This is a genomic window from Ureibacillus chungkukjangi (assembly GCF_003217295.1).
In the GTDB taxonomy this organism is placed as follows: domain Bacteria; phylum Bacillota; class Bacilli; order Bacillales_A; family Planococcaceae; genus Ureibacillus; species Ureibacillus chungkukjangi.
In genome coordinates this window covers 27,404-49,801 of record NZ_QJTJ01000020.1, presented here as the reverse complement: position 1 = coordinate 49,801, position 22,398 = coordinate 27,404, and the positions used below count along the sequence as shown (strand labels likewise).

Sequence of the window (22,398 nt, the reverse complement as noted above, 5' to 3'; positions counted from 1 at the left end):
GTTATTTTTCCTCCTTTCTCTTTTTACCAAATCGCTCAAGCGCCACGCGAATAATGTAGCCTGAAGCTACGAAGAAGATGATTAGCGCGATTACAATCGAAACGATTTCTGTTGGAACGCCAGCTTCACTTGGCATATTTAGTCCACCATATTTTAGTGCACCGAATAGGATAGCTCCTAAAAGTACTCCAAATGGTTGGTTTGCACCTAGTAAGGCAACCGCGATTCCGTCAAATCCGATACCTGTTGCGGCATGTAGTTTTGACATATTTTCAAACGTACCTAGTGCTTCCATCGCACCACCAAGACCTGCGAAAGCCCCAGAGATAAGCATTGCTAAAATAATGTTTTTGTTAACATTCATACCAGCATACTCAGATGCATTTTTGTTGAATCCTACAGCTTTTAGCTCATAGCCAAGCGTTGTTTTTTGTAAAATGAACCACATAATCATTACTGCGATTAGGGCGATAACGAAGCCCCAGTGCATACGTGAGTAATCCGTGATTGATTCTAAGAACGGTGAACGTAACGAGGCAGATTCGTGAATGCTATCTGTACGCTCCTGACCACCTGAAATTACACCGATTAATGCATTCGCTACATGTAATGCAGTGTAGTTCATCATAATTGTCACGATAACCTCGTGAACTTGTAATTTCGCTTTTAGTAAACCAGGAATGAAGGCCCATAGAGCACCTGCCGCAGCTGCAGCGATTAATGCTAATGGCACGTGTACAACTGCAGGTAGTTCAAAAGCTTGCCCTACCCAAGCAGCTGCCAGCCAACCCATGATTAGCTGACCTTCAACACCGATGTTGAATAGTCCAGTACGGAAGGCGAATGCTACCGCTAAACCTGAGAATACATACGGTGTAATTTGGCGAATTGTTTCACCCATTGTATATGTATCCATAAAGATACCGTTCCATAATGCCACATATCCATTAATTGGGTTAAAACCACTAACTGCCATTACGATAGCACCAATGATTAAACCTAATAGAATCGAGATAAGTGGCACGAGGATATTCACTACACGCTTACTCATTGCGGCCACCTACCTTATTACTTTCTTCTAGTGTTTGTCCTGCCATTAGTAGACCAAGATCCTGCTCAGTTGTCTCTTCAGGACTTACTGTATCGATAATATATCCATCATAAATAACGGCAATTTGATCGGAAACGTTCATTACTTCATCTAATTCGAAGGAAATTAATAGAACGGCTTTTCCTTTGTCACGCTGTTCAATTAAGCGTCTATGAATAAATTCAATCGCACCAACGTCTAGTCCGCGAGTCGGTAATGCAGCAATTAGTAAATCTGGATTACGTTCAACTTCACGACCGATAATCGCTTTTTGCTGGTTACCACCTGATAGTGAACGGGCTAATGACATTTCGCCTTCACCTGAACGCACATCATATTGTTCAATAATTTGACGAGCAAATTCATTCACTTTTTTGTAGTCAATGACACCATTTTTTGAAATTGGCTTTTTATAGTACGTTTGTAATGAGATATTGTGACCAATTGGGAAATCTAATACAAGTCCGTGCTTATGACGGTCTTGAGGAATATGTCCTACACCAGATTCCGTAATTTTTCTTGGTTTTAAGCCAGTGATTTCTTGACCATTTAGCTTGATATGACCATTTTTCACTTTTCGAAGACCTGTAATTGCCTCGATTAGTTCAGATTGACCATTTCCGTCAATCCCTGCAATCCCCACAATTTCACCAGCACGAACTGTAAGGTTTAAGTTTTTCACCTTATCAATTCCTCGGTTATCGGCAACTGTTAACGAATCGATTTGTAGAACTACTTCTTTTGGATTAGAAGCAATTTTTTCAGTTTTAAACACAACTTGACGACCTACCATTAGCTCGGCAAGTTCTGTTGGATTCGTCTCGGCAGTTGTAACAGTGCCAATTCCTTGTCCTTTACGGATAACTGTTACTCGGTCAGATACTTCCATTATTTCTTTTAGCTTATGTGTGATTAGGATAATCGACTTACCTTCCTCAATCAGGCGTTTCATAATTTGCATAAGCTCTGTGATTTCTTGTGGTGTTAGAGATGCCGTTGGTTCGTCGAAGATAATCATATCTGCGCCACGATAGAGCGTTTTCAAAATTTCAACACGCTGCTGCATCCCAACTGAAATATCTTCAATTTTCGCATAAGGGTCAACATTCAAGTTGTACTGTTCAGAAAGAGCTTGTACTTTCTTTGCAGCATCCTTGATATTGATTGAGCCCATTTTTGTAGGTTCGCTACCAAGAATGATGTTTTCTGTCACCGTGAAATTTTCAACTAGCATAAAGTGTTGATGGACCATTCCGATACCTAGATTATTGGCAACGTTCGGGTCAGTAATTTTTACTTCCTTCCCTCGAACACGGATTGTTCCTGCTTCAGGCTGGTATAGCCCAAAGAGTACATTCATCAACGTAGATTTCCCTGCACCATTTTCACCAAGAAGTGCATGAATCTCGCCTTTTTTTAGTTGAAGGGTGATGTTATCATTGGCTACAAAATCCCCAAATTGCTTACGGATTCCAAGCATTTCAATTACATATTCCAATGTGTTCACTCCCTTGGATACTTTTATTATTTAAGAACACAGATTTCGCAATTGCTCGATATCTGAGGTTTATTTCATCCTGATATGAAATTGGTACCAGTATGAAAGTAGGTTACTAGTGTTGTATATAAATTAACACAAGAAAGGTTTTAATTTAAGATGGTGATTCTATGTAAATTTTGCTAAATTTAAACCTTTCGTCTATCAATTCAGTAATGGCAAGGCTTTCCATAAAAAACGCTTTCACAAATTTCTTTATTCTGAAAATTGATAACAGATAAATCTATGTAATTAAACATGATATTCGAATAATTTTCAAGTCCGATTTTTATAGTAATTTTGATTTGGCTGAAAATTTAAACTAATACCTGATTACAAAACATGAAGACTAGCAATGCTAGCCTTCATGATTAATCTTGATGATTATTTTTCTGGTTGTTCAGGAACTGTTACTTCACCATCAATGATTTGTTGTTTAGCTTCTTCTACTTTTGCAATTGTTTCTTCAGTGATTGCACCACGAGAATCAGCTAAGTCAACTCCACCATCAGCTAAACCGTAAGTGATAGTTTCTCCACCTGGGAAGTTTCCTTCTAATGCTAATTTTGCGACTTCTTGAGCTGCAACGTCAACACGTTTTAATACAGAAGTTAAAACGATGTTTGTTTCTGCATCAACTTGTCCTTCGTCATATTGGTCACGGTCTACACCGATTGCCCATACGTTAGCGTTTGGATCTTTTTGTTTACGTTCTTTTGCTTCTGTGAATAAACCGTTACCAACTCCACCAGCTGCGTGGAAGATAATGTCTACGCCAGAGTCATACATTCTTTTTGCGATTTGTTGACCTTTAGCTGCATCAGTGAAGCTTTCTGCATACTCAACGTCTACTACGATATCAGGGTTAACTGAAGCTACACCAGCTTCGAAACCAGCTTGGAATCCACCAATAATTTCACCAGTCATACCACCGATGAAACCGATTTTGTTAGATTTAGTTTCTAGGGCTGCTGCTACACCAGCAAGGTAAGAAGCTTCGTTAGCTTTGAACATAATTGAAGCTACGTTTTCTTTGTCAGCTACTACTTCATCGATAATAGCGATTTTAGCGTCTTTTTGTTGATCAGCAACTTCTGCTACTGCATTGTGTAATGCGAAACCAACTGCAAATACTAAGTCGAAATCACGACGGATTAAGCTATTTAAGTTTGTAACATAATCAGATTCTGCTGCAGATTGTAGGTAATCGTAACCACCGTTGCCTTTTTCAAGACCGTTAGCTTCACCAAACTCTACGATACCTTCCCAAGTTGATTGGTTGAATGATTTGTCATCCACACCACCTGTGTCAGTTACCATAGCTACTGAGAAATCAGATGTTTCTTCAGTTGAACCATTACCAGAACCTGTAGTTGTTTCTTCTTTTTCTTCGCCTCCGCCACATGCAGCAAGGATTGATCCAGCCGCAAAGATTGAAGCAAGAGCTAAACCAAATTTACGTTTTTTCATTTGTGTTACCCCCCAAAGATTAGTAATTAGCAGGAATCTTACTTGAAGAAATGTTCTACACCCGTTTTCGAATTACATGGAAGCTGAATTTATCAGCTCTAAAGTAGTTCTTAGAATAAAGAACAACTCGATCATTATCATCGTAATGAAGTTGCTTTAATACGAGCAATGCTGTTTCTCGACCGCAATTTAAGATTGGTGATACTTGTTCATGATAGCCTACTGGATCTATGTAAGTGACTGCATAAGCAACATGGATATCACCAGCTTGTTCAAGCGACGAGAAAATGGATACTTTTCTGTTTTGAACATAATCAGCTGGAAGATGTTTCGCTAGTACTTTGTCTAGACAATAAACAACCGGCTCCTCATCAGCAGTTCTAACACGTTCAATTGTTAATACTTGGTCATCCTTGTCACATTGGAAGCGCTCTATATCATCCTCTGTTGGCTCGTTTTCGGTTGCATCAATAAAGATGGTTCCCGGAGTCATGCCAGCATTTTCAATCATGGACGAGATACTTGATAATTGCTCAATGCCTGATGTAAAGACAGGCTTTGGATTTACAAATGTCCCGACCCCATGACGTCTAACGATGATGTTTTCTTCCTCCAATAGCCGAAGTGCCTCACGAAGAGTTGCTCGACTTATTCCAAGCTTTTTCGATAGCTCGAATTCTGAAGGTAATTTTTCGTTTTCACGATAGATACCGTTTTCAATATCCGCCTTTAATCGATCAATAACTTGGAGATATAAATGACGATGATCTGTTTTTATTGACAATTTCATCACCACCATACTACGCAAGATCAGACATCTGATGTTGAACATTCCTACTAATCGATTCATAATATACCATTTTTCTTGAATAATGAAAATAGTAAAAAAAAAAATCTGTTGTGTAATAGGAATATTTTTTATAACGGCACCATGTTATTTACAAATCTACCATTATTCTACATTCGCTTTATCTAGTAAAACCTGTCTCGGACGACTTCCATCCGGAGGACCGACTACTCCCCTAACTTCCATCTGATCTACGATGCGAGCGGCTCTAGAATAGCCTATTCTAAAGCGTCTTTGGAGCATTGAGACCGAAGCAGTTTGCATTTCGACAACAAGCTGAACAGCATCATCGTACAAATCATCCGTTTCTTCCTCAAAGGATTTTTCCGGTTCGTCCGACGGAATCATTGTTTCGTCATACTGTGCTTTTTGTTGTTCTATAACAAAGTCTACTACCTCTTCAACCTCTTCATCTGATAAAAATGACCCTTGAACACGTACTGGTTTTGATGAGCCAGCAGGAAGGAAAAGCATATCCCCTCTTCCGAGTAAACGTTCAGCACCACCCATATCTAGTATTGTGCGCGAATCAATAGCAGATGATACGGCAAAAGCTATTCTAGACGGGATATTTGCTTTAATAACGCCTGTTATTACATCAACTGAAGGGCGCTGCGTTGCGATAATTAAGTGAATTCCAGCTGCACGTGCCATCTGTGCCAAACGAGTGATTGAATCCTCTACATCATGGGATGCTACCATCATTAAGTCAGCTAACTCGTCGATTATTACGACAATATATGGAAGCTTCGGCTGCTTTTCTTCTGTTTCTAGATTGTGTTTGTCAATATGATCGTTATAGCCTTTAATATTTCTTGTTCCAGTATGGGAGAATAAATCGTAACGTCTCTCCATTTCAGAAACTACTTTCTGTAAGGCCTGCGATGCTTTTCGTGCATCGGTTACAACCGGTGCAAGCAAATGCGGTATCCCATTATAGACATTTAGCTCAACCATTTTCGGGTCGATTAGCATCATTTTTACTTCATGTGGAGCAGCGCGCATTAATATTGAAATAATAATTCCGTTAATACACACCGACTTACCACTACCAGTCGAGCCGGCTACAAGTAAGTGAGGCATCTTGTTTAACTCTGCAAGAATTGCTTGTCCTGTAATATCTCGTCCAAATCCAATCAACAGCTTAGAATCCGGCTTGTTATTCTCTTTAGCTTCAAGCACCTCGCGCAATGTAACCATTGCAATTTCACTATTTGGCACTTCAATCCCAATGGCAGATTTCCCAGGAATCGGTGCCTCCATACGAATATCCTTTGCCGCAAGTGCCAATGCCAGGTCATCCTGCAAGCTCACAATTTTACTAACCTTCACACCGACATCCGGCATAACCTCATACTTCGTTACAGCTGGACCAAGGTGAACCTGCGTAACCTTAGCTTTTACTCCAAAGCTTAGGAAGGTTTGCTCCAGCTTTTTCGCGTTCGCTTGAATCACTGAATACTCCCCACTTTGATCATAGGAAGGCGGCAATAATAACAAGTCCATGGAAGGTAGACGATAATCCACATTTTCTACATTTGTTTCAACGGCCTTTTGGATTACCTCATCGATATTCGTTTTATCATCAGCTACCGGCTCTTCTTTTATACTAATTTGAGCTGCTGGAGCTGGCTGTGGATTGTGTTGAATATGCTGTGTAAAGGCTGAGATGATCGGTTCTTCATCATAATCATCTTCATCCTCCTCTATTAATTCCTCCACAATCGGCTCAGGCTTTGGTTTTCGTTTCTTTTTACCGCGAGCAGGAGCTTCGGATGTTGCAGCAATTTCATCTGAGATTGGTTCGTCCTTTGTGCGAGAGCGTTTCGGTTTTTTCTCATCCTTAACTACCGGCTTTGCTCTACGTTTTCTGCGCGGGAACTTCTTTTTCCATTTTGGCGCATTTTCAACCAATATCGGCACTAATGCTTTTCCAGTAATTAAAATCAGTCCGATAAAGAATAGGAACCACGCAGCAATTTTCGCACCGGCAGAATCAAATAAAATATGGAACATACTGAATAGTAACGCTCCAACCATACCGCCCCCAATAGCACTGCTACGGTTTTCAACGCCTTCCATATCGACAAGTATTCTCCAGGTTTCACGAATTACAGAGTCCGATAATAGTCGATCACTATTAAATAATTCTTCAAATAAAACACTATGGCTAAAAATCGATAAACTACAAACGATCAAGAGCGCCCCTTGGACAATTCGGTCCGTAAATCCGACGCCTTCTCGGTTTATCATTAATAGGACGGCAATCAGCACCGAAAAGAATGGCACCATCACATGCAAGTTGCCAAATAAAAACATCGAAACCGTTTGGATTGTTCGCCCGACTACACCATATTCAAAAAAGACGATAATGGCAAAACCGATTAATAATAACCCAATAATTTCATATGCTAATGGATGTAGTCCTTTTTTGGCTTTTGTTTTTTTCTCTGCCATTTTTCTCACCTCTTTACATAAACTCTTCTTGAAGACAAAAAGGATTTCCTCGACCTGTGACGGTTAAGAAAATCCTTTTTGTTGTGACAGCTCCTCACTTTTGGTAAGGAAAAACTTATTTTATTGTCTACAACGCACCTTTACCTAGGGCTTAGTATTCCATAATTATTGGGATAATCATTGGGCGGCGCTTTGTTTTTTGGAATAAATAAGCATTTAGTGTATCACGGATTTCTTGTTTAATGTTTGTCCATTCAAATGTATCTTTATTTACATACTTTTCAATAACAGTTCGTGCAAGTTCAGTTGCTTCAAGGATTAACTCCTCTGACTCACGCACATAAACAAATCCGCGCGATAAAATTTCAGGGCCAGACGCAATTCTTTTTTGTCCACGATTCAATGTAACAACAACGATGAAAATCCCATCCTGAGATAGTAATTTACGATCTCTTAATACGATATTTCCTACGTCACCTACACCGATTCCGTCAATCAAGACATTGCCCGCTTGTACACGGCCACTCATTCGCATTTTACCATTTTTGTACTCAACGATATCCCCTTTGTCGGCGATAAAGACTTGTGATTTTTTCATTCCAACCTGCTGGGCAAGCTTAGAATGGGCAATTAACATTCTGTACTCCCCTTGAATTGGGATAAAGTATTTTGGTTTCATCAGATTTAGCATCATCTTCAGATCTTCTTGACTACCATGACCTGAAACATGTACCTTTTTATCAGCTGTTAAGACGTTCGCCCCTGCTTTTGCAAGGTTGTTCATCGCATTACCCATTTGAACTTCCATACCAGGTGATGGCGTAAATGTAATCAACACAGTATCCGTATCTTTAATGCGGATATCACGGTGCTGTTTACGAACGATTTTGTCAATCGCCTCTAGTGGTTCACCTTGATTACTTGTTACTAGGATAATCAATTCCTCGTCCGCATGCTTTTGAATTGTATTCACTGGAATCAACGTATCATCAGCCACTGTTAGATAGCCTAAATTTAAACCGATATCGATTACTTTTTCCAGGCTTTTCCCAACAACCGCCACTTTTCTTCCCGATTCCTGTGCATGATTGAAAACCTGCTGAATGCGAATAAAGTTCGATGCATACACTGCAACAATAATACGTGCTGGTGCCGCATGGAAATACTTCGCAAGCTTCTCTTCAATCACAACTTCACTAGTCGTATGGCCAGGTCGTTCTGCTTCTGTAGACTCGGAAAGCAGCATAAATACGCCTTCTTCCCCAAGCTGAGCCATCTTCGCAATATCCGGTTTAAATTTGCCTGTCGCTGACTGATCAAATTTAAATTCACCCGTATGAACGATTGCCCCCTCCGAAGTATGGAACACAATCCCCAACGAATCCGGAATGCTGTGTGTCGTATGGAAAAACGTTACGTATGTCGTATTAAAATTCATACGACTTTTATTTGTTACTTCAAAGAACTTCACAGGTTGTGGAACTGGTAAATCCTTCAAGTGCTCTTTCGCTAAAGCAACCGTCAGCTTTGAGCCATAAACCGGCGCTTTAATCTTTTGCAGCACGTATGCAATTGAACCAATCGCATCTTCATGTCCGTGTGTAAGGAAAATCCCCTTCACACGCTCTTTGTTTTCTTCTAGGTATGTAATATCCGGAATCACGATATCTATCCCAAGCATTTCATCCTCTGGGAACATTAATCCACTGTCCACAATGAAAAGCTCGTCATCGATTTCGATTACATACATCGATTTCCCGATTTCTCCAACTCCGCCAAGAGGGATTACTCGGATTACTTCATTTTTAGTCTTAGTCACTTGATTTCCTCCTATAATATCCCGAACGCAACCACTTATAACTCATTATACGTTTTCAATGTGTGAAGCACAAATAAAAAAGCGAATTTTTTACAGAGTATGGGATTGGGGGTTGGAAATGGTAGGGTTGTGAGGGGTGGGGCGAGTGGGTTATGTGATGCTATTGGGGCGGGTGGAGGTGGTTGGGTGTTGTGGATCCGAAGCAGCTGGGCTGGAGGGAGAGCTTATATTGTTGATGAAACGGGTTTGTTTCTTCTTTTGCTTTCACTTTGCGTTTCAGATCCTTTTTGAAACGCGTTTCTCTCTTATTTTTCTTTCACTTCGCGTTTCAGATCCTTTTTGAAACGCGTTTGTCTCTTATTTTTCTTTCACTTCGCGTTTCAGCTCCTTTTTGAAACGCGTTTCTCTCTTATTTTTCTTTCACTTCGCGTTTCAGATCCTTTTTGAAACGCGTTTCTCTCTTATTTTTCTTTCACTTCGCGTTTCAGATCCTTTTTGAAACGCGTTTCTCTCTTCTTTGCTTTGCACTACGCGTTTCATCCACATCATGAAACGCGTTTGTCTCTTATTTTTCTTTCACTTCGCGTTTCAGATCCTTTTTGAAACGCGTTTGTCTCTTCTTTGCTTTGCACTTCGCGTTTCATCTACATCATGAAACTCATTCCGCCCTTTTCACGCGCGCTTAACACGTTTCATTCCGCTTATGAAACTCATTCCGCCCTTTTCACGCTCGCATAACACGTTTCATCCCGCTTATGAAACTCATTCCGCCCTTTTCACGCTCGCATAACACGTTTCATCCCACTCATGAAACGCATTCAGACCTTTTCACACATGCTTAACACGTTTCATTCCGCTTATGAAACTCATTCCGCCCTTTTCACGCGCGCTTAACACGTTTCATTCCACTCATGAAACGCATTCCTACCTTTTCACGCACACTTAACACGTTTCATCCCATCCATGAAACGCATCCCCCCCTTTTCACGCACACTTAACACGTTTCATTCCACTCATGAAACGCATTCCTACCTTTTCACGCACACTTAACACGTTTCATTCCGCTTATGAAACGCATTCCTACCTTTTCACGCACGCTTAACACGTCTCATTCCACTCATGAAATCCATACCTACCTTTTCACGCACGCTTAACACGTCTCATTCCACTCATGAAACGCATTCCTACCTTTTCACGCACACTTAACACGTTTCATTCCGCTTATGAAACGCATTCCTACCTTTTCACGCACGCTTAACACGTCTCATTCCACTCATGAAATCCATACCTACCTTTTCACGCACGCTTAACACGTCTCATTCCACTCATGAAACGCATTCCTCCCTTTTCACGCACACTTAACACGTTTCATCCCATCCATGAAACGCATCCCCCCCTCCTCACTCTCGCTTAACACGTTTCATTCGCGGCAAATTGCTCGTTTTTTATTTTTCGCATTCAAATTTAGTGAAATAATTATTTTCGGAACTTCGATAGTAATTTATAATTTTTTCCATTAGAATATGGTTAATAAATATTAGAGAGGATGAGAAATCTGTTATTCAAGCATAGAACTGAGTCCATTGAATTAATTATTTTAAGTTTTTTAAATCGGCGTATGGAGTTGTCGAAAACTGATCAACAACTCTACTATAATTTAAGAAAAGGCTATGAAGGTGAGTTAATGTTTGATGCTTTAACTAAAAATCTCACGTCAGATTGTCTTGTTTTAAATGATTTAGTTTTCAAAACGAACAACCAGAATTTTCAAATTGACTCCTTAATAATCATGAAAAACCAAATCTATTTACTTGAAATCAAAAACTTCAGCGGGGATCACTTTTACAAATCAAATGATCGATTACATAATACTCGTAAAGAAATCACTAACCCCCTCATACAATTATGCCGATCCGAAACCTTGCTTCGTCAAATGTTGATTAAACTCAATACCAACATACCTATCCAAGCTTATGTTATCTTTATAAACCCCGAATTTACTATGTATCAGGCGCCTATGGAGAAGCCTTTTATTTTTCCCGGTCAATTGAATCGTTTCTTTAAAAAGCTAAATACAGACACTGCAAAATTAACACCTCAACAAACTGAGCTAGCTGAAGCTTTATTATCACTGCATCTGCAGGAAAATCCTTATCAGCAACTGCCCACTTATAACTACCAAGAAGTTAAAAAAGGAATAGCCTGTTCAAATTGCCAGTCTTTTGATATGCAAATTATCGGTAGAAAATGTAGATGTATGACATGTGGAGTAATTGAACTGTTTGATACTGCAGTAGCAAGGACTGTTAATGAATATAAAATTTTATTTCCCAATGAAAAAGTTACTACCAATAAAATGATTGAATGGTGCAATATTACTCCTTCAAAACAGCGTATTCAAAGAAGTTTAAAAAAGCACTTTCAACACTCAGGAAAACATCAGTGGAGCTACTATCAATAACTTTAGAGTGTTTTCATTCATCCTAAACTATTTAAGGAATGAATTCCCTTTCCCTTTATTTTTCGTAACCACAAAAAAACAAACACCACATAAAGCAGTGTTTGCTCTCTTTTTCTCTGGACAGCCTACCTTTACGAATGACTCTTTATTTCACTCACGCGCTCTTGGAATTCTTCCCATATCTGATCATACTTTAATTTGTCTTCGTCTAGCATGCCTACTAATGGCAGGCGGACGTGCTGTACTTGGAAGCCTAGTTTGCTTAGTGCGTATTTGACTGGGACTGGGTTTGGGTCTACGAATAGTTGTTTGGCTAGTGGTAGCATGGCTTGGTGGTATTCTTGCGCGATTTGGTGACGGCCTTCTTCATAGGCGCGGATCATTTCCTGCATTTCGTTTCCGATTACGTGTGAGGCAACGGAAATGATGCCTCTGCCCCCGATGGATACAAGCGGCAGTGTTAGGGCATCATCCCCACTGTACACGTAGGTGTCATCAGAAACACCTCTTAGGATTTCAGTCATTTGCTCCAAACTACCGCTTGCTTCTTTGACAATGCGGATGTTTGGAATTTTGCTTAATGCAATGGTTGTGTCAGAAGAGATATTGACACCAGTGCGTCCCGGGACATTGTACACGACAATTGGCAGATCCGTTACTTTGGAAACGGCCTCGAAATGTGCGTAAATGCCTCTTTGGTTCGGCTTGTTATAGAAGGGTGCGACGACCATAATGCCGTCAGCACCGAATGCTTCTACTACTTTTGTTGCCTCGATTGTGTACGCAGTGTCGTTGTAGCCAACACCGGCAATGACCGGAATGCGTTTATTGACCTTTTTGATGGTAAAGTCGATAAAGGCTCTCTTTTCCGGTATTGACAATGTTGGGGTTTCGCCTGTCGTCCCACATACCACGATTGAATCTGTACCATTAGATATTAAGTGCTCAATTACTCGCTCTGCTACTTCATAATTTATAGCTCCATTTTCGTCAAATGGGGTAATCATGGCAGTAGCAACTCGACCTAAATCCACTAATAAACACCCCTTAGAGTAGATTATCCTCTAACATGCTTTCGGCAATTTGAATTGAGTTTAAAGCGGCGCCTTTTAGTAAGTTGTCTGATACGATCCATAAATGGAATCCTTTTTTGTTGGATAGGTCTTGGCGGATACGGCCAACATAAACTGGATCTTCCCCTTCAACAAATAAAGGCATTGGGTAGTCTTGTGTTGAAATATCATCTTGTAGAACAATGCCTGGAGCATTTCTTAACACATCAAAGATTTCTTGCACACTGGCTTCTTTTTCTACTTCAATATAAACAGATTCTGAATGTCCTGAAACAACCGGAACTCGCACACAAGTAGCTGCTACTGGTAGATCAGGCATGTGCATAATTTTTTTTGTTTCATTTATCATTTTCATTTCTTCGTATGTAAAGCCATTGTCCGTAAATACATCGATTTGCGGAATGACATTACGTGCGATTGGATAATGCTTTTTGTCTGATTTTACCGGAAGAATTTTTGCCTCAACATTCTTACCAGCTTCCCACTCGGCACTTTGCTCGCGTAGCTCTTCAATTGCCGATACTCCTGAACCTGACACGGCTTGGTAAGTCGAAACAATTACATTTTTCAAGCCAAATTGCTCGCGAATTGGTTCTAATGCTACAACCATTTGAATTGTCGAACAGTTTGGATTGGCAATAATTCCGTTATGCTTTGCCAAATCTTCACGATTTACTTCAGGTACCACTAAAGGTACGTTTGGATCCATGCGGAAGTGACTTGTGTTGTCGATCACCACTGCCCCACGTTTTGCAGCTTCTGGTGCTAACTTCGCTGAAACTGAACCACCTGCTGAAAATAGCGCTACGTCTACGCCTTCAAAGGCTTCTGGTGTCGCTTCTTCGATTGTATACGTTTTACCGCCAAATTCGACTTCTGTTCCAGCAGAACGAGCAGATGCTAAAAATTTTATATGTTTAATTGGAAAATTACGTTTCAATAGTTGTTCTTTCATTTGTGTTCCTACTGCTCCTGTTGCACCTACAATTGCAACTGTCAATTCTTTTGCCATAACTCATCTCTCCTCAAAATACAAATAACATAATGTTGAAAATTGTATCATAAAAAGGACTAGTTGTGTTAGAATTTTTAGTTATTTCAATATTGGATTAATAGAGGCTGTAGCTGTTTTTTATGGTTAATGGCATGGTCAACCGTTTCTACCATTTTCGTAAAGTCAGAAATTAGTGAATTCGGCTTTCCTTGTGGATCATCCTGACCAAATGGAATAAAGTAAATATTTTTTGAGTTCATGAGCTTCATAATGTTAACACCGTTTAAACCAAGAGCATCATTAGTTGAAATACCCAGTACAACCGGTGAACCATTACGAAGTGTAGCCTTAGCCGCCATTAAAACGGGGCTATCAGTTGATGCATTTGCAAATTTACTGATCGAATTACCCGTCATCGGGGCAATTACCATACAATCTAATGGGTTACTCGGTCCGAATGGTTCAGCCTCCATAATGGAAGAAACAACTTTTTCTCCAGTTAATGCCTCAATCTTTTTAATCCATTCTTCCCCCGTACCAAATCGCGTTGCAGCTGTTAACACGGAATGTGTGATAATAGGAACTACCGTTGCTCCCACTTTTGTGAAGTTCTCAATCTTCGGAATCACATCTTCATACGTACAGTGGGATGCTGTAATACCTAGCCCTATGCGTTTACCTTCTAGCAAGTGTGTCTCCTCCTTAATTGTTCAACAATTGATTCATATAGTACATTTCCAGCATCTTCAGGGAAAAACTTTCCTGGCAATGCAGGCAACAGCTCATATTGCTTTCTACTAATACCATCTTGTAAACACCCTGGATAGGAGGCTAAATCATAAATTGGTATTGTAATTTTCTTATTAAATTGTTCATCCAGCCATTTTGCAGGAATAGTGTTAATAAAGAAATCACCTTCGATTTCTCCTACTTCATTGATATCCGCAGCTTCATAACGAAATGCCCTGGCTTCGTTTAGCTGCACATCAGAACGCACCGCAATGCAAACGTCTGCCCCGATGCTTCTTAAAATATGTGCAACCATTTTCGACACCCGACCAAATCCGGTAATAATGAACTTTTTCCCCATAATTGCTCTTTTTGTATTATAAAAGCTAGATACAAAGGCTTCTGCTGTTAAGACTGCATTGTGCCATATAAATCCTTCATCTTCTAAATAATAGTGAATTTCGTTTTCTTTTAAGATCTCATGCCATTCATCATTCAGCTTTCCAGTGAAAACCACCGTTTTCGAAAGTCCAACCACCACAGGTACTTCAATCGGTAGTGGATGAATGGGCAACACGACAAAATCAGGATGAAACTCAAGAACTGTTTTGTTAAGCTCCTCATCCCACACTGCCAGGTTTTTATAATAAACTGTTCGGTTATCATTGCTTAGATTCTTCGCTAACACCTTCATGCGCGTATCTGTACCTACAACCAGCCATTTCTCTTCAGTCATTTAGTCAAACTGCCTTCTTTTTGATGATGTTCGGTGGAATAAAATTCGATCTTCGCCAATGAGATGAATTTCTTCCCAAGGAATAAATAACGGTGCAGCAGCTTTTTTCTTCTGGAATGGCATCTTAGAGGTTTGTTCGTGTAACTCAAAACCAAAAATCTTCCCTGTTTTTGGGTCAAATAGACATTCCGTTTCAGACAAATAGCCGTACCTCACACCATTCTCCATTTCGATCAATTCCTTCTCCGCAAGCTCCGATAGCAGCATGTTTTCCCTCCTCCATGAGCTTATTGTTACTATATGCAATGCCAGATTTGTTGGTGCCCCTTTTTTACGAATCCCCTACTAACGACTGAATCTAAAGGCGACATATCAAGAGCTTTTTTAGCTAGGCCATAAAATACATTTTTGGAGTAGTCTGTAGTTATAGGAATCCCGTTTATTACTTCAAAAAATTTCTCAGATATACTAATTTACTGAAAGTCACCTACTCATTATTACTAAATCACTTAGAAAAACATAATTATCGATAATAATAGAGAGAAAACATGAATTTCAGACAAAAAAACGGCTGCCTCCTAAAATAGAAGACAACCGTTTTCATCATTTTATTTTACCCCTTGCCCGATAATTGCAATGGCAGGGTCTGCATTTAAAATTGAGTTAATGAGGTCATTCACTTTATCCATCGAAACCTCGTCAATCTCTGAGATTACTTCGTCAATCGATTTATGACGGCCGTGAATCAGCTCGTTTCGACCATTTCGGCTCATTCTAGAATTCGTCCCCTCCATGCCCAGAACAAAGCTCCCCTTAAGCTGCTCTTTCGCGTTCACTAGCTCAATATCCGTAATCCCGTGTGTACGAACCTTTCCCAATGTCTCGTTAATGGTATCCTGCATCACGGAAAGCTGTTGATTATTTGTACTTCCATAAATTGTAAACGCACCAACATCGGCATAACAGGATTGGTAAGAGTAAATTGTATAGGCTAATCCCCGCTCTTCCCTAACCTCCTGGAATAGTCGGGACGACATATTTCCTCCAACAATGTTATTTAATGCGATGAAGTCATTTAGCTTAGGATCCATCACACTGATAGCAGGGAAGGAGATTGCAAGATGAGATTGCTCTACATCACGTTCCTTCACGAACTTACCTGAGTGGAATACAGGATTTGTTAGAGTTGTTTCAACTGCATTTGGTGAACGTTCAAAGCTACCGAAAAGCTCTTCAATATGTAAAAGCAAATCCTTTGTTACGTTCCCGGCAATCGACACCACAATATTTTCTGGGCAATAATGTTTATCTATATATTGTCGAATTGTGTCAGATGAGAAGGTTGAAAGTGTTTTATTCGTCCCCAATATCGGGAGACCTAATGCATCAGTTGGATACATGACACCCCATAATTGCTCATGTACATCATCGTCTGGTGCATCTTCACTCATAAGTATCTCTTCAAGTACAACTTGTCGTTCTTTATCTAGTTCGTTTTCATCGAAAGTAGAATTGAAAAACATATCTGCTAGAATTGAAACGGCCATTTCACCGTGATGATCTAAAACCTTGGCATAATAGCATGTGTTTTCCTTTGAGGTGAAGGCGTTTATTTCCCCACCGATTCGGTCAAACTCTTCTGCGATTTGTCTAGCCGTTCTCGTTTTTGTCCCTTTAAACAACATATGTTCAATAAAATGTGTAATACCGTTTTCTTCTGGTGATTCAAATCGTGAGCCTGCTCCTACCCAGATCCCTACTGAGATGGAACGCACATGAGGAATCTCCTCCGAAACAATTCGAACACCGTTTTTACATGTATAAACTGTCACCAAATTTCCCCACACCTATCTAATTTTCTTTTAATCTGAAGCTATCTTCAGTTATTTTTATCTGTGTATTTCCCGCCATTTTCAAACAATGGCTTATTTGATTAATCATATGCTAAACTTCTCGAACCTTCAACTTAGAAACTTTTAATTTTGTATGCATATCTTTAAATTTCTTAAGAATTTCTTCATATTTATGCTTCCTTTATCTTCAGAATCACCCTCTACAATGAAGTTATCACAACAGATAAAGGAATGAGTAACTATGATTACAGTGGATGCTTTACATCATACCTTCTCGATTGGGAAGAAGGGGCATGAGAAAAAAGTAGAAGTACTTAAGGGAATTAGTTTTCACATTGAACGCGGAGAAATCATCGCGATTGTTGGAAAAAGCGGTTCAGGCAAGTCAACTTTACTTCAAATTATTGCTGGATTTATGAAGCCAGACTCTGGCTCAATTCTAGTAAACAATACGGAGATTGCAGGCTATAACGAAAAGCAGAGCGCTGCCTTTCGCCTGGATAATTTCGGGTTCATCTTTCAAAACTTTCAGCTGCTGCCGGCACAAACGGTTTTCGAAAACATTGAGCTACCTTTGAAGCTAAAAGGTGTAAACCGTGATTTACGTGCACAAAAAGTAACTGAATTACTAAATAAAGTGGGGTTAACAGAGGTTGCAGACCATTATCCAAACGAACTTTCTGGAGGGCAGCAGCAACGTGTTTCTATTGCAAGAGCCATGATTACAAACCCACCGATTATTTTAGCGGACGAGCCTACAGGAAGCCTTGACTCCCAAACCGAGCAAGAAATTTTAGCCTTGATTCGCAAGCTGAATAAAGAAGAAAATTTAACATTCGTTATCATCACTCATGACGAAGAGGTTGCAACGATTTCTGATCGACAATTTCGCATGACAGATGGCGTTTTAGTTGGAGGTATGAGCCGTGTTATTTAAGGACCAATTACAATTTGTCTTACAGCATATGAAGAAAAACAAACTACGCGTTACCATGACCGTTTTAGCTGCCATGATTGGTTGTGCGTTTTTAATCGTTCTAGCCTCGATTGGATTTGGAATACAGCACACTTTAAAAAGTGAGCTTTTAAATGATGACGCAATTACCCAAATCGAGCTTTGGGGCGACGAAACGCTTGCAGAGGAAGATGTGGCTTATATCGAAGGCATCGATCACGTAAATGTAGTCTTAAATAGAGCAGAAATCAACGGTATGGTGAAATCATCTTTGGATGATCGTACAGGAGAAACCAATGCATCCATTGCCGATATGACTGCTCAAAATAAGCTCCCTTCTAGCCTTAGTGAAGGTCGTTTACCAGAAAATGCAAATGAAATTGTCGTGGGCTATCATTATGGCCAAAGCTTATTGAATGAAGCTGATTTAGCGGAGCTTGAAAGAAAGTCGAGGGAAGCTGAAGAAGCCGGCTCATATTATGATGGTTCTGAAGAAGGCTATAAGGATGCGCTTTTAAATAAAGAAGTAAATATCCAGCTTTACGATGAGAACACACAGGAATACATGGAACCTGCTGCTTTTACAATTGTCGGGATATTAAAAGAGCCTTCTTACGATTGGTACAGAGACACAAGTATTCAGTTTAGTGATTCATTATTAGTATCGTACCCTGATTTAATAACATATCCATCGACAACAATTTATGTGGATTCGATGGAAAATGTCATGCCCGTGTTAGAATTGCTGAAAGAGCAAAATTATCAAGTATATTCACAGGTAGAACAATTAGAAGAGCTCGATTTGTTCTTCTTAATCTTTAAAATCGGACTCGTATTCATCGGGACAATCGCAGTTCTCATCGCTTCAATCGGTATTTTCAATACAATGACGATGGCCGTAACAGAAAGAACTAGGGAAATCGGTGTGTTAAAGGCGATTGGCGCTTCCCCATCGTTGATTCAACGACTCTTTTTAATGGAAAGCACATTCATCGGGCTATTAGGAACCGGTTTAGCGATTATTGTTTCATACGCTGTAAGCTTCGCCGCAAACGCGATTTTACCTTACGTTGTTTCCTTCGCCTTCTCAGATGAAGACTTATCGTCCTATGATATTACATTCTCATTGATTCCATGGAGCCTAGTCGTAATCGCTGGAGGCATCAGCTTAGCAGTAGCCATCCTATCCGGCTTACGTCCAGCACGAAACGCAACAAAAATCGAAGTAATCCAGGCCTTGAGACAGGAGTTATAGGATTGGACTTTGAATATAGAGTTACCTCGGGAACCGGTCAGTGTTGATCGGTTTTTCTTATTGAGATGGGGGCGGTTTGATGTACAAAGTGGTGGGCGTGGTGGGTTTGCTACGTTTCATGAGGGAACTTTCTTCGGATTGTAGCATAGGAGGCTGGTTTGCTACATTTCATGTGGTTACTCGCTTTGAATCGTAGCAATGCTGAGCTTTTACGACGTTCCACGAGGTCACTCGCTCCTAATGGTAGTAATCCAAGCCGGTTTGCTACTTTTCATGAGGTTACTTTTTCCAGATAGTGGCAATCCAAGCTGTTTTACTACTTTTCAAAAGGATTCCCGCTCCTATCGGTAGTAATCCAAGCCGGTTTGCTACTTTTCAAACGGATTCTCACTTCGGATCGTAGCAATGCTGACGCTTTTACGACGTTCCACTAGGTCACTCGCTCCTAATGGTAGTAATCCTAGCTGGTTTGCTACTTTTCAAACGGATTCCCGCTTCGTATCGTAGCAATGCTGACGCTTTTACGACGTTCCACGAGGTCACTCGCTCCTAATGGTAGTAATCCAAGCCGGTTTGCTACTTTTCAAACAGATTCTCACTCCAAATCGTAGCAATGCTGACGCTTTTACGACGTTCCACTAGGTTACTCGCTCCTAACGGTAGTAATCCTAGCTGGTTTGCTACTTTTCAAACGAATTCCCGCTTCGTATCGTAGCAATGCTGACGCTTTTACGACGTTCCACTAGATCACTCGCTCCAAACCGTAGCAATCCAAGTGGTTTTCCTCCCAATCCCCCAAAAAAAGCAGAGGAAACTTACTCCCTCTGCTTTAAAGTTATTATTATTCGCCTTGTTCAGCGCGTTCTTTTTCTTCTTTGATGACTACTTTGCGAGATAGGTTGACGCGGCCTTGGTTGTCGATTTCGATTACTTTTACTAGTAATTCGTCGCCAAGTTTTAGGACGTCTTCTACTTTGCTTGTGCGTTCTTCTTGGATTTCAGAGATGTGTAGTAATCCGTCTTTTCCAGGGAAGATTTCACAGAAGGCACCGAATTTTTCGATACGTCTTACTGTTGCCATGTAGTACTCGCCTACTTTAGCTTCACGTACGATTGATTCGATGATTTCTTTAGCACGCTTGTTCATTTCTTCGTTTGCTGAAGAGATGTAGATTGTGCCGTCTTGTTCTGTGTCGATTTTTACGCCAGTTTCATCGATGATTTTGTTGATTGTTTTACCACCAGAACCGATTACGTCACGGATTTTATCTGGATTGATACGAATCACTTCGATTTTTGGAGCGTATTTCGATAGGCTTGTACGTGATTCAGCAAGTGTTGCAAGCATTGATTCTAGAATGATCATACGTCCAGCTTTCGCTTGTTGTAATGCTTCTTCAAGAATGTTGCGTGATAGACCATCAATTTTGATGTCCATTTGAAGTGCTGTAACACCTTTAGCAGTACCGGCAACTTTAAAGTCCATGTCGCCAAGGTGATCTTCCATACCTTGGATGTCCGTTAAGATTGAGTAGTGCTCACCTTTTTTCACAAGACCCATTGCAATACCAGCAACTGGTGCTTTAATTGGAACACCAGCATCCATCATTGCAAGTGTTGATGCACAAATTGATGCTTGAGAAGTTGAACCGTTTGATTCTAATACCTCAGACACACAACGGATTGCGTATGGGAAGTCTGCTTCATCAGGAATAACTGCAAGTAATGCACGTTCACCTAAAGCACCGTGACCGATTTCACGACGACCTGGTCCACGAATTGGTCCTGTTTCCCCAACTGAGAATTGTGGGAAGTTATAGTGATGCATGAAGCGTTTTGATTCTTCAAGCCCTAAGCCATCAATGATTTGAACATCGCCAAGTGGACCTAATGTACAAATTGAAAGTGCTTGAGTTTGTCCACGTGTGAACAGACCAGAACCGTGAGTACGCTCTAATAGGCCTACTTCAGAAGATAGTGGGCGAATTTCATCGACTTTACGACCATCTGGACGAACTTTGTCTTCAGTGATAAGACGACGAACTTCTTCTTTTACCATTTTATCTAAAATTGTTTTTACTTGTTTTAATGTTGCATCATCAGCTTCTTGCTCTTCAAAGCTAGCCATCACGCGCTCTTTTACGACACCGATTGCTTCTTCACGAGCATGCTTTTCAACCGTTTGGATAGCAGCGATCATATCTTCTTCACACATAGCTTTTACTTGTGCTTGAATTTCTTGATCCACTTCGTATAATTCTACTGCGATTTTTTCTTTGCCCATTTCAGCAACGATTTGTTCTTGGAAGGCAATTAATTTCTTAATTTCTTCATGACCGAACATAATTGCTTCTAGCATGATTTCCTCAGGTACTTCTAATGCACCTGCTTCTACCATGTTAATGGCATCTTTGTTCCCTGCCACAGTTAAGTGAACAGTGCTTTTTTCTGATTGCTCAGTTGTTGGGTTAAGAACGAATTCTCCGTCGATATACCCAACATGCACACCTGCGATAGGGCCATCAAATGGAACATCCGAAGTAGCTAACGCTAAAGAAGAACCGAACATTGCTGCTACATCAGTAGGGCAGTTTGGATCAGAAGACATTACCATAGAGATAACTTGTACCTCGTTACGGAAGCCATCTGGGAACATTGGACGAATCGGACGGTCAATTAGACGTGAAACAAGGATTGCGTGCTCTGATGGGCGTCCTTCACGTTTAATGAAACCTCCAGGAATTTTACCTGCTGCATATAGACGTTCTTCATAGTTCACTGTTAATGGGAAGAAATCTAATGGCTTCGGTGATTTTGACATTGTTGCTGTTGATAGTACTGCTGATTCACCGTATCGAATTAATGCAGCACCGTTTGCTTGTTTTGCTAGCTGTCCTACTTCTACTACTAGTTGTCGGCCAGCCCATTCATATGAATAGACTTTCTTTTCGGTCATTTAATGAACCCCTTTCTTTTGAAACACACTTTCATCACGAATATAATCATAGTAAGTGTATCAAAAAACCAATATCTATGCTAAATATTTTCAATCTAATTATGTCTAATTCGTATAATTTTTACAATTATTTTAGGAGATCTATATCTATTATCTAAAAATCAGG

At 40.2% G+C, this 22,398-nt stretch carries 16 protein-coding genes; 3 read left to right on the top strand and 13 right to left on the bottom strand.

What is annotated here, in order from left to right:
- Position 1: 1 nt before the first annotated feature.
- From BJ095_RS13470 to BJ095_RS13445, 6 genes are all read right to left on the bottom strand, one after another.
- Positions 2-1,051 carry an ABC transporter permease gene (locus BJ095_RS13470; protein WP_107932835.1) on the bottom strand — a complete coding sequence of 350 codons (1,050 nt, stop codon included), beginning with the start codon at positions 1,049-1,051 and terminating at the stop codon, positions 2-4.
- Positions 1,044-2,588, bottom strand: coding sequence for an ABC transporter ATP-binding protein (locus BJ095_RS13465; RefSeq protein WP_107932833.1), 1,545 nt, complete (start codon positions 2,586-2,588; stop codon positions 1,044-1,046). The genes BJ095_RS13470 and BJ095_RS13465 overlap by 8 nt, the downstream gene beginning before the upstream one ends.
- 423 nt (positions 2,589-3,011) lie before the next feature.
- A complete protein-coding gene (locus BJ095_RS13460) occupies positions 3,012-4,097 on the bottom strand; it encodes a BMP family lipoprotein (protein ID WP_107932831.1) in 1,086 nt (361 codons plus the stop codon).
- A 55-nt stretch (positions 4,098-4,152) separates the two neighbouring features.
- Positions 4,153-4,881, bottom strand: coding sequence for a GntR family transcriptional regulator (locus BJ095_RS13455; RefSeq protein ID WP_107932829.1), 729 nt, complete (start codon positions 4,879-4,881; stop codon positions 4,153-4,155).
- A gap of 168 nt (positions 4,882-5,049) precedes the next feature.
- Entirely contained in the window at positions 5,050-7,401 is a 2,352-nt protein-coding gene (locus tag BJ095_RS13450; protein ID WP_107932828.1) for an FtsK/SpoIIIE family DNA translocase, read from the bottom strand.
- A 151-nt stretch (positions 7,402-7,552) separates the two neighbouring features.
- Entirely contained in the window at positions 7,553-9,220 is a 1,668-nt protein-coding gene (locus BJ095_RS13445) for a ribonuclease J (RefSeq protein ID WP_107932826.1), read from the bottom strand.
- 1,546 nt (positions 9,221-10,766) lie between these two features.
- Here BJ095_RS13445 and BJ095_RS13435 point away from each other — a divergent pair.
- Complete coding sequence (locus BJ095_RS13435) at positions 10,767-11,681, top strand: nuclease-related domain-containing protein (RefSeq protein WP_235867667.1); 915 nt, start codon at positions 10,767-10,769, stop codon at positions 11,679-11,681.
- A gap of 131 nt (positions 11,682-11,812) precedes the next feature.
- Here the strand turns inward: BJ095_RS13435 and dapA are convergent, their stop codons facing one another.
- From dapA to BJ095_RS13405, 6 genes are all read right to left on the bottom strand, one after another.
- Complete coding sequence (dapA, locus tag BJ095_RS13430) at positions 11,813-12,715, bottom strand: 4-hydroxy-tetrahydrodipicolinate synthase (RefSeq protein WP_107932822.1); 903 nt, start codon at positions 12,713-12,715, stop codon at positions 11,813-11,815.
- 13 nt (positions 12,716-12,728) lie between these two features.
- A complete protein-coding gene (locus BJ095_RS13425; protein WP_107932820.1) occupies positions 12,729-13,766 on the bottom strand; it encodes an aspartate-semialdehyde dehydrogenase in 1,038 nt (345 codons plus the stop codon).
- Positions 13,767-13,852: 86 nt separating this feature from the next.
- Positions 13,853-14,437 (bottom strand): dipicolinate synthase subunit B, encoded by a 585-nt coding sequence (locus BJ095_RS13420; RefSeq protein WP_107932818.1) that lies wholly within the window; start codon positions 14,435-14,437, stop codon positions 13,853-13,855.
- Complete coding sequence (locus tag BJ095_RS13415) at positions 14,431-15,213, bottom strand: dipicolinate synthase subunit A (protein ID WP_107932816.1); 783 nt, start codon at positions 15,211-15,213, stop codon at positions 14,431-14,433. The genes BJ095_RS13420 and BJ095_RS13415 overlap by 7 nt, the downstream gene beginning before the upstream one ends.
- Positions 15,214-15,480 carry a YlmC/YmxH family sporulation protein gene (locus BJ095_RS13410; RefSeq protein WP_107932814.1) on the bottom strand — a complete coding sequence of 89 codons (267 nt, stop codon included), beginning with the start codon at positions 15,478-15,480 and terminating at the stop codon, positions 15,214-15,216.
- A gap of 341 nt (positions 15,481-15,821) precedes the next feature.
- Positions 15,822-17,048 (bottom strand): M16 family metallopeptidase, encoded by a 1,227-nt coding sequence (locus BJ095_RS13405; RefSeq protein WP_107932812.1) that lies wholly within the window; start codon positions 17,046-17,048, stop codon positions 15,822-15,824.
- Positions 17,049-17,307: 259 nt separating this feature from the next.
- On the opposite strand from BJ095_RS13405, the gene BJ095_RS13400 reads away from it, so the two are divergent.
- The gene (locus BJ095_RS13400) at positions 17,308-18,003 is read left to right on the top strand and encodes an ABC transporter ATP-binding protein (protein WP_107932810.1); all 696 of its coding nucleotides are present in this window, start codon (positions 17,308-17,310) and stop codon (positions 18,001-18,003) included.
- A complete protein-coding gene (locus tag BJ095_RS13395) occupies positions 17,993-19,276 on the top strand; it encodes an ABC transporter permease (RefSeq protein ID WP_107932808.1) in 1,284 nt (427 codons plus the stop codon). Before BJ095_RS13400 ends, BJ095_RS13395 begins: the two co-directional genes overlap by 11 nt.
- An 841-nt stretch (positions 19,277-20,117) precedes the next feature.
- Here the strand turns inward: BJ095_RS13395 and pnp are convergent.
- Entirely contained in the window at positions 20,118-22,232 is a 2,115-nt protein-coding gene (gene pnp / locus BJ095_RS13390; RefSeq protein ID WP_107932807.1) for a polyribonucleotide nucleotidyltransferase, read from the bottom strand.
- Between the last annotated feature and the right edge of the window lie 166 nt (positions 22,233-22,398).